The following is a 12,445-nucleotide window of genomic DNA, read 5'->3' as shown; positions in this document are numbered from 1 at the left end:
GTCAGGGCAACGGCACGTCCCGCGCCGGGCGCAGCACCGTGGCTTGCGGCCCTTCGTCGCCGTCCTCCACGTCGAGCGCGATGCGCTGACCCACCTCGAGCTTTTCGAAGTCGAGATCGCCGTGCACGGCGTTGCGGTGGAAGTAGACGGAAGTCCCATCGTCGGTGAGCACGAAGCCGTAGCCCCCGTCGCGGTAGAGCCGATCGACGAGGCCCAGGAGCGGCGGGCCGCCGGCGCGCGCCCGCACGCGCGTGGACGTGCGCCTTCCGCGCACGTGGCGCAGCTCGTGCGCGAAGGCGTCGACGGCGTCGTGGAGAGCGCGCGCGAGGTCGGGCGCGGAGCGGGTCGCCGTCATGACCCGGCCTTTGGCCTGCGCGGCGATGTGAATCTCGCGCGCGCCGTGCCGGTGGTGATGGCCTCCCTTTCCCGTGATGCGCATCGACAGGATGTCGTCGTGCTGCGCGACCAGCCGGCGAATGCGCGCCTCCAGCTTGTGCCGGAGCGCCTCGTCCACTTCCTCCACGTTGTCCCAGTGAATCTCCATGATGCCTCCTCGATGCAACCGGCGTTCCTGCTGCCTCAACCCCGCTGCTTCGCCTCCAGGTACGCGACGAGCTGCTCGAGGCTCGCGAGCTCCCCGTAGTCGGCCTCGGGAATCTCGACCCCCGTGCGCTGGTGCACGCCGATCAGCAGGTTCAGGAAGTCCATCGAGTCCAGGTCGAGCTGATCGCGCAGCGGGAGCTCGTCGCGCAGCGTGCCCGGATCGGCTTCGGGCGCCACCTCGGCCAGGGCCGAGAAGATCGCGGCGCGCAGCTCGGCGCGGCTCACAGACGCTCCGGCTCGGCGAGCAGCCGCGCGAGCGCCGACAGGAAGCGCCCCGCGCGGTGCCCGTCGCTCGCGCGGTGATCGCCGGCCACGCTCACGTCCACCACCGGGCGCGCCCCGATCAGCCCGCCTGACGCCACGGGCTGTTCGGTCACCCGCCCGAAGCCCACCAGCGCGACCTGCGGCGGCATGATCACGCCGAACACGCGCTGCGCGCCCTGATCGCCGAGATTGGTGAGTGAGATGGTCGCGCCCGAGACCTCGGAGCTGCGCAGCTTGCCTGCCCGGGCGCGCGCGACCCCGTCGCGCAAGGCGACCATGATCTGCGAGAGACTCTTGTCGGCCGCGTCGTGCAGCGCGGGCGCGAGCAGCCCGCCTTGGCGAAGTGACACGATCAGCCCCACGTGCACCTCGCGCGCGGGCTCGAACGCCCCCTCGCGCCAGAAGCCGTTCAGCTCCGGCACCTCGCGCGCCGCGAGCGCGACCGCCTTCACGAACAGCGCCGCCGGCAGCAGCCGCTCGCCGATCGGGCGCGCCGCGTTGGCCGCGGCGAGCCACTCGGTGGCGCGGCCGAGATCGATGCGTGACTCCACGTAGTAGTGTGGGATCTCGCGGTTCGCGCGCTCCATCGCGGCCGCAATCGCGGCGCGCATCGCGCCCGCCCGGTCGCGCGGCACGGCGGACCGAGCCGCAGGCGCAGCGGCGCGCTCGACGTCCTCGCGAGTGATCGCGCCGTCGACTCCGCTGCCGACGAGCGCGGTCAGGTCGACGCCGCGCTCCGCGGCGATGCGGCGCGCGAGCGGCGTGGCATGCGCGCGGGCGGCCGCCGGGGCCGGTGGCGCGGCGGCGGGCGCCGCGGGCCGCGGGGGCCTGGGTGGAGTCGCAGGCGCGGGCGGCGCGCGAGTCACTGGGGGCGGGGGCGTGGCTGGCGCGGCGCCGGGACGCGCGGATGCGGTGAAGCGCGCGATCGGCGTTCCCACCGGCACGGTCTCGCCGACGGCAACCAGGATCTCGTCGAGGACGCCGTCGTGAAAGCTCTCGACTTCGATCTCGGCCTTGTCGGTGTCGACCAGCACGACGATCTCGCCGCGGACGAAGGACTCACCGACCTTCTTGCGCCATTCGAGGATCTTGCCCCGATCCATGTCGGCGCCGAGCGAAGGCATGCTCAACTCAGCCACGGCGGCCCACCAGCTCGCGCGCCGCGGCGGCGATTCCCGCTGCCGACGGCAGCGCTGCGTCTTCCAGGTGCTTCGGGTAGGGGATCGGGACCTCCGCCGTGCACACGCGGCGGATCGGGGCGTCGAGCTCCCCCAGGGCGCGCTCGGCGATGCGCGCGGCGACCTCCGCGGAGAGGCTGCCGCTCCTCCAGCCTTCGTCGGCGATCACCACGCGGTGAGTACGCGCCACGGTCGCGAGGATCGCGGCCTCGTCGAGCGGCCGCAGCACGCGCAGGTCCAGCACCTCCGCCTCGATGCCCTCGGCGGCGAGTGACTGCGCCGCCTCGAGCGCGCGGTCGAGCGTCCCGCCGTAGGCGATCAGGCTGACGTCGCGGCCCGATCGGCGCACCGCCGCTCGCTCGAGGTCGACGGGACCCGCGTCCGCGGCCACTTCGCCCTCGACCGGGTAGAGCCGCGCCTGCTCGAAGATCAGCACCGGGTCGGGGTCGCAAAGCGCGGTCCACAGCATGCCGCGGGCGTCCTCGAGCGTCGCGGGGGCGGCGATCTTGATGCCCGGGATGTGCGCATACCAGCCCTCCAGGCTGTGGGAGTGCTGCGCGGCCAGCTGGCGGCCGGCGCCCGTCGCCATGCGGATCACGAGCGGTACGTGGATCTGGCCCCCCGACATGTGCGAGAGCGTGGCCGCGCCGTTCACGATCTGGTCGAGCGCCAGCAGGCTGAAGTTCACGGTCATGATCTCGACGATCGGACGCATCCCGCCCAGCGCCGCTCCGATGCCCGCGCCTACGAACCCGGACTCCGACAGCGGCGTGTCGCGGATGCGCTCGGGCCCGAACTCCGCGAGCAAGCCGTGACTCACCGCGTAGCTGCCGCCATAGCGCCCCACGTCCTCGCCCATCAGGAACACGCGTTCGTCGCGCAGGAGCGCCTCGCGCAGTGACTGCCGGAAGGCATCGCGGAAGCTCTGCTGGATGCGCTCGGTCATCGCGCCTCGCCCTCGAAATACACGTGGCGGGCGAGCTCGGCGACGGGCTCGAGCCGGCCCGCCTCGGCGAAAGCAACCGCCTGCGCCATCTCGGCCTCGGCCTCCTGCTCGAGGGCTGCGCGGTCCTCGGGCCGCAGCGCGCCGCTCGCCTGGGCGCGGGACGCGAACGCGGGGATCGGGTCGCGCTGCTTCCAGAGCTCGACCTCGGCCTTGTCGCGGTACAGCTGCGGGTCGAACATCGAGTGCGCGCGGAACCGGTACGTGCGCAGCTCGAGGAACAGCGGGCCGCCCTCCCGCACCGCGGTCATGGCCCTGCGCGTGGCGTCCTCGACCGCGAGCACGTCCATGCCGTCGACGGACCACGCGGGCATCTCGTAGCTGGCCGCCTTCACGCACAGGTTGGTCTCGGACTCGGAGCGCGACAGGGCGGTGCCCATCGCGTACAGGTTGTTCTCGCAGGCGAAGAGCACCGGGAGCCGCCACAGCGCCGCGAGGTTCATCGCCTCGTGGAACTCGCCTTCGGCGACCGCGCCCTCGCCGAAGAAGCACACGGTGACTCGCGGGCGGCGCTGCATCTGGTCGGCGAGCGCGAGCCCGACGGCCAGCGGCAGCCCGGCGGCGACGATCGCCTGCCCGCCGTAGAAGCGCGTGGCCGCGTCGAACACGTGCATCGAGCCACCGCGCCCGCCGCTGCAGCCCTCGGCGCGGCCGAACATCTCCGCCATGAGGCGCGCCGAGTCGATGCCGCGCGCGAGCGCGTGGCCGTGCTCGCGATAGGTCGCCACTACGGCGTCGTCGCGCTCGAGACAGTCGAGCACGCCGACGGCCACGGCTTCCTGCCCCACGTACAGGTGCAGGAAACCCCGGATCCTGCCCTTGCTGTACTGCTCGGCGCAGGCTTCCTCGAAGCGCCGGATCCGGACCATCCCCCGGAGCAGGCGCAGTGCGTGCTCGCGGTCGCGCGGGGCAGCCGGCGCCTCGTGAGTCACTCTGCGCCCTCGAGCGTGGAAGTGTCTCCTTCGGGCAGTCCGAGCTCGCGCGCGCGCAGCAGGCGGCGCAGGATCTTGCCGCTGCGCGTCTTGGGCACGGAGTCGCGGAACTCGAGCTCCTTGGGCGCCACCGCGGCGCCCAGCCGGGTGCGCGCGAACGCCGACAGCTCGCGCAGCAGCGCGGTGCCCGGCGTCTGGCCGGCGCGCAGCACGACGAAAGCCTTGACGATCTCTCCCGCCACGGGGTCGGGCTTGCCGATCACGGCGGCCTCGATCACGGCGGGATGCTCCATCAGCACGCTCTCGACCTCGAAGGGACCGATCAAGTGACCCGATGACTTGATCACGTCGTCGCCGCGGCCCACGAACCAGAAGTACCCGTCGCGATCGCGCCGCGCGAGATCCCCAGACAGATACCAGCCGCCGGCGAAACACTTCCGGTAGCGCTCGTCGTCGTGCAGATAGCCGCGGAACATCGAGGGCCAGCCCGGGCGCAGCGCGAGCTCGCCCAGCACGTCGGGCTCGGTGACCTCCACTACCGCTCCGTCGCGCTCGCGCCGCACGATGCCCGCCTCGACGCCCGGCACCGGACGGCCCATCGAGCCGGGCCGGATCTCCTGCGACGCGAAGTTCGCGATCATGATTCCACCCGTCTCGGTCTGCCACCAGTTGTCGTGGATCGGGATCCCGAACGCCTCCTGCCCGAACAGGACCGCCTCGGGGTTGAGCGGCTCGCCGACGCTCGCCACGAAGCGCAGCGCCGAGAGATCGTGACGCCGGGCCAGAGCGGCGCCCGCCTTCATCAACATGCGCACCGCCGTCGGCGCCGTGTACCAGTTGGTCACGCGCTGTCGTTCGAGCGTCGCGTACCAGCGCTCGGCGTCGAACTCCGATTCGTCGACCAGCGTGGTCGTCCCGTGGCTGAGTGGCGCGAGAATGCCGTACGAGGTTCCGGTGACCCAGCCTGGATCTGCCGTACACCAGAAAGTGTCATCCGTTCGCAGGTCTAGGGCGTGGCCCGCGGTCACGTGGTGCGCGAGCACCGCGGCGTGCACGTGGACCGCGCCCTTGGGGGCCCCCGTGGTGCCGCTCGTGAAGTGGAGCAGCGCCATGTCCTCGGGGTCGGTCGGCGGAATCTCGAAGCTCGAGGACGCGCGCGCGAGACAGGCGTCGAGCTCGTGGGTGCCCGGCGGCTGCGCGCTCCCGGGCTCGCAGCGGGCGAGCAGCACGTGCTCGAGCTTGGGCAGCGATGCGCGCAGGCCCGCCACTTTGCGCGCGTAGAGCGCGCTCGTAGTCACCAGCACGCGTGCGTCGCCGCGCTCGAGCCGCGTCCGGATCGGCTCCGGGCCGAACGCCGAGAACAGCGGGCAGAACACGCTGCCGTTCTTGAGCGCGCCGAGCGCCGCGACGTAGAGCTCGGGGATCCGGCCCGCCAGCGCGAACACGCGCTCGCCCCTCCCGACGCCGAGCTCGCGCAGCGCGTTCGCGAAGCGGCTCGAGAACTCGGCGAGCTCCGCGTACGAGACATCGCGGACCGAGTCACCGCGTTCGAGGAAGCGCAGGGCGGTCTTGGCCGCCCGCGGGCCGCGCGCGTGCCGGTCGACGGCCTCGTGCGCCATGTTGAGGCCTCGGCCGTTCGGCAGCCCTTCGAGGTGCTCCCGCGCTCGGTCCCAGCGGAACGCTGCGCACTCGCGTGCATAGTCGCGCAGGTTTGCGGAGGCGCGTACGCGCTCGGACTTTTCGATCGGCGGCAGCGCCACGCTGCGCCTCGGGAGCAACGGGCATGCCGGCCGGGCCGCGCCCGAACCGTGCGCGTGGCTGAAGCGTCCTGCCCCAGTATGAGGCAGGGTGACTCAGCGGCCCTTCAGCAGCTCGCGGGCAATGATCGTGCGCTGGATCTCGGACGTGCCCGCGCCGATCTCCATCAGCTTGGCGTCGCGCGCGATGCGCTCGACGGGGTAGTCGCGCGTGTACCCGTAGCCGCCGAAGACCTGCACGGCGGCGAGCCCCGCCTTGGTGGCGATCTCGGAGGCGAGCAGCTTGGCGGCGGACGCCAGCTTCGCGCAGCCGCTCGACTGGGCGATGCACAGCTCGGCGGCCTCGTACACGAGCAGCCGCGCCGCAGTCACGTCGACGTACATGTCCGCGAGCAGCTTCTGCACCATCTGGAACTCGGCGATCGGGCGGCCGAACTGCTCGCGCTCGCGCGCCCAGGCGAGTGAGTGGTCGAGCGCGGCCTGCGCGAGACCCACGGAGATGCCCGCGAGCGTGGCGCGCTCCACATCGAGCCCGCGCATCATCAGGGCCACGCCGCGGTTCTCCTCGCCGATCCGGTCCCCGGCGGCCACGCGCATGGCGTCGAAGCGCAGCTCCGCGGTCGGGCTGCCGCGCATGCCCATCTTGTCGAGCGTGCGGCTGCACTGGAAGCCGGGCGTCTTGGCGTCGACCAGGAACACCGAGATGCCGTGCGCGCCCTGCGCGGGGTCGGTGCGCGCGTAGACCACGAGTGTCTCGGCCTCGGAGCCGTTGGTGATGAAAGTCTTGCCGCCGTCGATCACGTAGTGACTGCCAGCGCGCACCGCCCGCGTGCGCATGCCCAGCGCGTCGGAGCCGGAGCCCGGCTCGGTGAGCGCCCAAGCGCCGATCGCCTCGCCGCTGCACAGCCGCGGCAGCACGCGCTTCTTCTGCTCGTGCGAGCAGTCGCGCGCGATCGCGCCCACGCACAGCACCGCGTGCGCGCCGTACGAGAGCGACACCGAGCCCGACACGCGCGCCAGCTCTTCCATGATCAGCGTCGCGCCGATGTAGTCGCCGCCGCTGCCGCCGTACTCTTCGGGCACCAGCACGCCCAGCGCCCCGATCTCGCCCAGCTTCAGGAAGAAGTCGCGCGGGAACCAGTCATCGGCGTCGATGCGCGCCGCGATCGGCGCGAGCTCGGCCTCGGCCAGCCGGCGCACGGCATCGCGGATCAGTTCGTGGTCGCTGGTGAGCTTCATGAGGACTGGAAGATCGTCTCGTCCGGCAGCCGGATCGCCGTCAGCGGACCGCCGTAGACGGCACCCGTATCGATTCCGATCGAGTACGGCAGGTTCCAGCGTACACCGAAATCCGGCAGCGGGGTGTGGCCGTAGATCACGGTGACTCCCAGGCTGTGCGGCAGGTCGGCGGTCTCGCGCTGCCACAAGAGGTCGCGCGCCTTCTCGCGCGAGAGCGCGTACTTGGCGTCGGACAAGCCGAGCGCGGCCTTCGAGAGACCCGCGTGTACGAACGCGTATTCGCCGTCGAGGTGCCAGAGCGCGAGGCTGCGGTAGAAGGCCTCGTGCGCCGGCTCGAGCGCGAAGTCGTCCTTGGCCTCGAAGTAGCCGTAGCTCTGGAGCGTGGTCTCTCCGCCGTTGTGCAGGAAGGCCTCGGCGCCGAAGTAATTCGCTCCTTCCCAGCCGAGAAACGACAGGAACATCGCCTCGTGGTTGCCCATGAGAAAGATGCACTCGTAGCTCTTCTGCAGCCGGAGCAGCTCGTCGACCACGCCCTTGGGATTGGGGCCGCGGTCCACGTAGTCACCGATGAACAGCAGTCGGTCGCCCTGGCTGAGCGGCAGGCGCGACAGCAGGCGGACGAGCTCGTCGCGCATGCCGTGTATGTCGCCGATCGCGTAGAGCATCCGACTCTTATCGGTAGGCGGGTTCCGGGCTTGCCGCGCCCGGCTGCGCGTCGCCGCGCGCGCCGAGTTGTCCGCAGGCGGCGAAGATGTCGTCGCCGCGGGAGCGGCGCAGCGTGGCGGTCACGCGCTCGGCCGCGAGCACGCCGAGGAACGCGTCCATGCGCGCCTCGCTCGGGCGCCGGTAGGTCGTTCCGGGATGCTCGTTCAACGGGATCAGGTTGACCTTGGCATGGACCTTCCTGGCCAGCGCCGCCAGCGCGTGCGCGTCGCTGGCTGAGTCGTTCACGCCCGCGATCAGCGTGTACTCGAACGACAGGCGCTCGCGTCTGGGCGTCGGGAACTTCGCGCAGGCCGCGAGCAGCTCGGCGATCGGAAAGCGCCGGTTCAGCGGCACCAGCACGTCGCGCAGCTCGTCGCGCGCAGCGTGGAGCGAGATCGCAAGCCGCACCGGCACGGCCTCGCCCAGCTCGGCGATCTTGGGCGCGACGCCCGCGGTCGAGACGGTGATGCGGCGCGGCGCCAGGCCGAAGGCGTCGGGGTCGGTCAGCACGCGGATCGCCTGCAGCACGTGCTTCAGGTTGAGCAACGGCTCGCCCATGCCCATGAACACCACGTGAGTCAGTGCGCGGCCGTCTGCGTCGAGCAGCTCGGCCGCGTGCAGCGCCTGGTCGACGATCTCGTCGGCGCGCAGGTTGCGGCCCAGGCCCATGCGGCCCGTGGCGCAGAAGGCGCAGTCCAGGCTGCAGCCGACCTGCGACGAGACACACAGCGTCTGGCGGCGCGCTTCGGGAATCAGCACGGCCTCGATGCGCGCGCCGTCGGCGGTGGCGAGCACGAGCTTGCGCGTGCCATCGGCCGCGCCGTGGACGGACTCGAGCGCGAGCGCGCGCGTGCGCCAGCTCTTGCCCAGCTCGGCGCGCAGCGCGGCCGGCAGGTTGCCCATGGCCGCGAAGTCGCGCACGCGCCGGCCGTAGACCCACTGCGCGACCTGCGCGGCGCGGAAGCCGGGCGTGCCCGCCTCCGCGAACGCGGCGCGCAGCTCGGCGGGCGTATGGGCCAGGAGGGAGTTCAAGGCGCCCTACGATAGTCGAAGTACGAAAGCGTGCGACCTTCCGCGCGCCATTCCGCCTCGTAGGCCGTCTCGCGGCGCGCGGGGCGTGACTCGGACCAGGGCGCGGCGTGGAGACTCACGAAGGCGCTCTGTCCCGCCATGACGTCGGCGATCCAGTCGCGGTAGCCCACGTGGTCGGTCGCGATGTGCAGGAGCGCGCCCGGCGCGAGCGCCGCCGCCAGCCGCTCGAGCAAGAGCGGCTGGATCAGGCGCCGGCGCCAATGCCGCTTCTTGGGCCACGGGTCGGGGCAGTTGATCCAGCACTCCTCCACGCAGCCCGGGGGCAGCACGCGCTCGAGCGCGTACTCGGCCGGCGCGTGCAGAAGCCAGACGTTCGCGAGCCCCCGCTTTTCGGCGCGCTTGGCGACCTTCTCGACCCGCTTGCGCGAGATCTCGACGCCCACGAACGCGCGGGCAGGCTCTGCCTCGGCCAGGTCGAGCAAGAGCTCGCCGCGGCCGAAGCCGAGCTCCAGCACCACGCGCGCCGCGAGACAGCGCTCCCTGAGCTCCTCACTCGAGACGATCAACGAATCTTGCGCCGCTTCCGCGAGAGGTAGTCGACCATGATGTACTCGCCGATCTGCCCGGGCGTGGTGTAGAAGGCGCGGCCCTTGTTGATGCGCGTCATGCCTTCCACGAAGCGCATCAGCTCGGGTGAGTCGTCGAGCATGAAGGTGTTGATCGTGATGCCCTTGCGAGTCACGCGACTCACCTCACCCAGCGTCTCCTTGTTGGCGCGCGGGCTGGTGCCGCCCACGCCGCTGGGCCACTCGACGCGCAGCTCGTCGCCCACGAAGTAGGCGGTCGGCTGGCCGTCGGTGATCACGATGATCTGTTTGTTGGCCGACGGATTGCGGTCGATCAGCCGCTGCGCGACGCGCAGGCCGTCCTGCAGGTTGGTGAACGGGTCTTCCATGTTCCACACGAGCTCAGGCAGCTCGGGGATCTTCAGCTCGCGCGCGCGCGTGTAGAAGCCGACGATGAAGAAGCGGTCGCGCGGGTATCTCGTGCGGATCAGCTGGTCCATCGCGATCGCCACGCGCTTGGCGGCCGGCCAGCGCCCGGACCACGACATGGACCAGCTCATGTCGAGCAGGAGCACCGTGGTGGTGTCGGTCTGCTGGTCCGTGTCGAAGACCTGCAGGTCGCCGGGCTCGAGCCGCAGCGGCACGCGCGCGCGGCTGGGATCGCGCAACAGCGCGTTGCGCACGCTGGCCACGGCGTCGAGGTGCGCGGGCTCGCCGAACACGTAGGGCTTGGAGCGTTCGATCGTGACCAGGCCGCCGCCGCGGTGGGTCGTGGCGTGCGCGCCCGGCGTGCCGCGCTTGAGTGACCCGTAGATGTCCTCGAGCGCCAGCTCGCCGATGCGCCGGATCGCGCGCGGAGTCAGCTCGAGGCCGTTCTCGCCCGGCCGCACCAGCCCGCCCTCCTCCAGGTTGCGGCGCATGTCGCGCAGGATCAGGATCGACTCCACGCCCTCGTCGCCGGCGATCTCGCGCAGCTCGTCGAGCGAGATCTCGTCGAAGCGGCCTTCGAGCAGGTTGCGCGCGAGCTGTCCGAGCCTCTCGATCTCGTGCATCAGGTCCATCGCCTCGTCGAACGAGAGCGAGTGACCCCCGCGCAGCATCTGGCGGTTGCGCGCGTGGAACTCCTCGAGCGCGCGCAGGTCGCCGAGCTCGGCCTCGAGCTCGCGGAACTCCGCCTCGGCCTCGGAGTCCGCCCACTCGTGGTCGGAGAAGCGCCGCACGGCGTCGGACAGGCGGCGCGGGAGTGAGTCCTTGCGCGCCTTGAACTCGCTCCAGCGCTTGGACTCGACGCCGTTGCGACCGGCCTGCGCCTGCTCCTCGCGCTCCAACAGGTCGCGCAGCTTCTGCCAGCGCTCGTCGAAGGTCCGCTCCATGTTGTGACCGGCCATGCGCTCGCGCGCCTGCTGGCGGAGCTTCTGCAAGAGCTCCTCCACGCCCATCACGCGGAAGTCCATGCCGGCCAGCTCGAAGCCCTGGTAGCGCATCCAGGACAGCGCCTCTTCGACGCCCATGCCCTCCATCAGATGGCGGGCCAGCTCGTCGAGCGCCTGCTCGGCGGCGAGCGAGAACGCGCGCTGCGTGCCGTCCCACCGGCTGTAGCGCACGCGCGGCATGTCAGCCGTACGTCAGTCTGCGGCCCGTGACTTCGCGGTTCAGCCTGTTCGAGAGGTGCAGCCCCTCGAGCACCAGCTCGACCGCTGCCGCGATGCGCGCCGGGCTCGCGCCGCAGCCGAGTGACTCGACCGCTTTGCGCAGGCCCGCGATGTTGTCGACCCCGTCGGCGTACTCCTTCGACGGCAGCTCGTCGCCGACCTCGACCTTCCAGCCGTCGTCGAAGGCGCGCACGATCGCGTCGAGGTCCGACTCGCCGCACAGCTCGCCGAACACGCCCAGCACGGCGCGCTTGCAGAACGAGTCGAGGATCTCGGCCTCGCTCTTCTCGGCGCCGGCGTACTCGAGCTCGACCTTGCCGCCCATCGAGGCGCGCAGCGCCGGCAGGTCGCTGAGCCGCGGCACGGCCTCTTTCTCGCCCAGCACCAGCGCGCGCCGCTCCGCGCAGGCGATCAGCGTCTCGTAGTTCGCGATCGACGCGCGCACCGAGACACCCGAGACCTGTGACACGTCGGGGCTCTTGCGCGCCTGGATCGTGAGCTCGGCGATGATCTGTTCCAGGAAGTGCGGCACCCACAGCTCGACCGAGCTCTCGCGCGGCCGGCGCCGCTCCTGCTTCATGACCGCGATCTCGAGCTCGCGCGTGGGCGGATAGTGCGTGCGGATCTGCGCCTGGTAGCGGTCCTTGAGCGGGGTGATGATGCGCCCGCGCCGCGTGTAGTCCTCGGGATTGGCGCTGGCCACGACCAGCACGTCGAGCGGCAGGCGCACCTTGAAGCCCTTCACCTGGAAGTCGCGCTCCTCCATCACGTTGAACAGGCCGACCTGGACCTTCTCCGCCAGGTCGGGCAGCTCGTTGATGCAGAAGATGCCGCGGTTGGTGCGCGGGATCAGCCCGAAGTGAATCGTCGACTCGTCGGCGAGATACCGGCCTTCGGCGACGCGGATCGGGTCGATCTCGCCGATCAGGTCGGCGATCGAGGTGTCGGGCGTGGCGAGTTTCTCGCCGTAGCGCTGCTCGCGCCCGATCCAGGCGATCGGCGTGCGGTCGCCGAGCTCTTCGATGCGCCCTCGTCCGTAGCTCGAGATCGGCGCCAGCGGATCGTCGTTCACCTCGCTGCCGGCGATGATCGGCACGGCCTCGTCGAGCAGCTCGACGAGCTTGCGGATCATCTTCGACTTTCCCTGGCCGCGCTCGCCCAGGAAGATCATGTCGTGCCCCGCGAGCAGCGCGTGCTCGAGCGCGGGCACCACGGTCTCTCCGTAGCCGATCATCTCGGGCAGGAACGGCTGGTGCGCGCGCAGGCGCGCCGCGAGATTCGCGCGCACTTCCTCGCGCACGGTGCGCGGCCGGTAGCCCGAAGCGACGAGCTCACCGAGCGTGGCGGGTCGAATCACTTTCCCCTCCGCCCGCTCACCTGGGCGGGCGGCGCATTGTACGCCGAACTAGTCGCTGTCGTCCGATCGATCGTGGTCCTCGCTGCCGTCGCTCTTGTCTTCCTTCTCGCGATCGGTGCCGAGGATCAGCTTGAGTCTCTCCTGGATGATCGGGAGC

The 12,445-nt window shown here is 71.2% G+C and carries 12 protein-coding genes; all 12 read right to left on the bottom strand.

All coding sequences use genetic code 11. From position 1 onward, the window contains the following. Position 1 precedes the first annotated feature (1 nt). Positions 2-544 (bottom strand): cold shock domain-containing protein, encoded by a 543-nt coding sequence (locus VMR86_00575; GenBank protein ID HTO05526.1) that lies wholly within the window; start codon positions 542-544, stop codon positions 2-4. Positions 545-579: 35 nt separating this feature from the next. After that, positions 580-828, bottom strand: coding sequence for an acyl carrier protein (locus VMR86_00570; protein ID HTO05525.1), 249 nt, complete (start codon positions 826-828; stop codon positions 580-582). Continuing rightward, positions 825-1,991, bottom strand: coding sequence for a dihydrolipoamide acetyltransferase family protein (locus VMR86_00565; protein HTO05524.1), 1,167 nt, complete (start codon positions 1,989-1,991; stop codon positions 825-827). The genes VMR86_00570 and VMR86_00565 overlap by 4 nt, the downstream gene beginning before the upstream one ends. A gap of 7 nt (positions 1,992-1,998) precedes the next feature. Then, positions 1,999-2,991, bottom strand: a complete 993-nt coding sequence (locus VMR86_00560; protein ID HTO05523.1) for a pyruvate dehydrogenase complex E1 component subunit beta — start codon at positions 2,989-2,991, stop codon at positions 1,999-2,001. Continuing rightward, positions 2,988-3,917, bottom strand: a complete 930-nt coding sequence (gene pdhA / locus VMR86_00555) for a pyruvate dehydrogenase (acetyl-transferring) E1 component subunit alpha (protein ID HTO05522.1) — start codon at positions 3,915-3,917, stop codon at positions 2,988-2,990. Before pdhA ends, VMR86_00560 begins: the two co-directional genes overlap by 4 nt. 59 nt (positions 3,918-3,976) lie before the next feature. Next, positions 3,977-5,689 carry an acetate--CoA ligase gene (gene acsA / locus VMR86_00550; protein HTO05521.1) on the bottom strand — a complete coding sequence of 571 codons (1,713 nt, stop codon included), beginning with the start codon at positions 5,687-5,689 and terminating at the stop codon, positions 3,977-3,979. A gap of 144 nt (positions 5,690-5,833) precedes the next feature. After that, positions 5,834-6,976, bottom strand: a complete 1,143-nt coding sequence (locus tag VMR86_00545) for an acyl-CoA dehydrogenase family protein (GenBank protein HTO05520.1) — start codon at positions 6,974-6,976, stop codon at positions 5,834-5,836. Then, positions 6,973-7,641, bottom strand: coding sequence for a metallophosphoesterase family protein (locus VMR86_00540; GenBank protein HTO05519.1), 669 nt, complete (start codon positions 7,639-7,641; stop codon positions 6,973-6,975). The genes VMR86_00545 and VMR86_00540 overlap by 4 nt, the downstream gene beginning before the upstream one ends. Before the next feature lie 7 nt (positions 7,642-7,648). Next, on the bottom strand, positions 7,649-8,713 hold the full coding sequence (gene rlmN, locus VMR86_00535) for a 23S rRNA (adenine(2503)-C(2))-methyltransferase RlmN (GenBank protein ID HTO05518.1): 1,065 nt from the start codon (positions 8,711-8,713) through the stop codon (positions 7,649-7,651). Next, the gene (trmB, locus tag VMR86_00530; protein ID HTO05517.1) at positions 8,710-9,279 is read right to left on the bottom strand and encodes a tRNA (guanosine(46)-N7)-methyltransferase TrmB; all 570 of its coding nucleotides are present in this window, start codon (positions 9,277-9,279) and stop codon (positions 8,710-8,712) included. Before trmB ends, rlmN begins: the two co-directional genes overlap by 4 nt. Further along, a complete protein-coding gene (locus VMR86_00525; protein ID HTO05516.1) occupies positions 9,276-10,883 on the bottom strand; it encodes a VWA domain-containing protein in 1,608 nt (535 codons plus the stop codon). The genes trmB and VMR86_00525 overlap by 4 nt, the downstream gene beginning before the upstream one ends. Positions 10,884-10,893: 10 nt before the next feature. Then, on the bottom strand, positions 10,894-12,288 hold the full coding sequence (locus VMR86_00520; GenBank protein HTO05515.1) for an AAA family ATPase: 1,395 nt from the start codon (positions 12,286-12,288) through the stop codon (positions 10,894-10,896). Positions 12,289-12,445 lie beyond the last annotated feature (157 nt).

The sequence above is a fragment of the Myxococcota bacterium genome, from assembly GCA_035498015.1.
Taxonomy (GTDB): domain Bacteria; phylum Myxococcota_A; class UBA9160; order SZUA-336; family SZUA-336; genus VGRW01.
The sequence above is the reverse complement of the archived record's forward strand: the minus strand, read 5'-3'. Positions and strand labels throughout refer to the sequence as shown.

Bases quoted from the DNA above. Each gene is read 5' to 3' on its own strand.
- pdhA (HTO05522.1), bottom strand. From the start codon at position 3,917: ATGGTCCGGATCCGGCGCTTCGAGGAAGCCTGCGCCGAGCAGTACAGC.
- VMR86_00565 (HTO05524.1), bottom strand. From the start codon at position 1,991: ATGCCTTCGCTCGGCGCCGACATGGATCGGGGCAAGATCCTCGAATGG.
- VMR86_00540 (HTO05519.1), bottom strand. From the start codon at position 7,641: ATGCTCTACGCGATCGGCGACATACACGGCATGCGCGACGAGCTCGTC.
- VMR86_00545 (HTO05520.1), bottom strand. From the start codon at position 6,976: ATGAAGCTCACCAGCGACCACGAACTGATCCGCGATGCCGTGCGCCGG.
- VMR86_00560 (HTO05523.1), bottom strand. From the start codon at position 2,991: ATGACCGAGCGCATCCAGCAGAGCTTCCGCGATGCCTTCCGGCAGTCA.
- VMR86_00575 (HTO05526.1), bottom strand. From the start codon at position 544: ATGGAGATTCACTGGGACAACGTGGAGGAAGTGGACGAGGCGCTCCGG.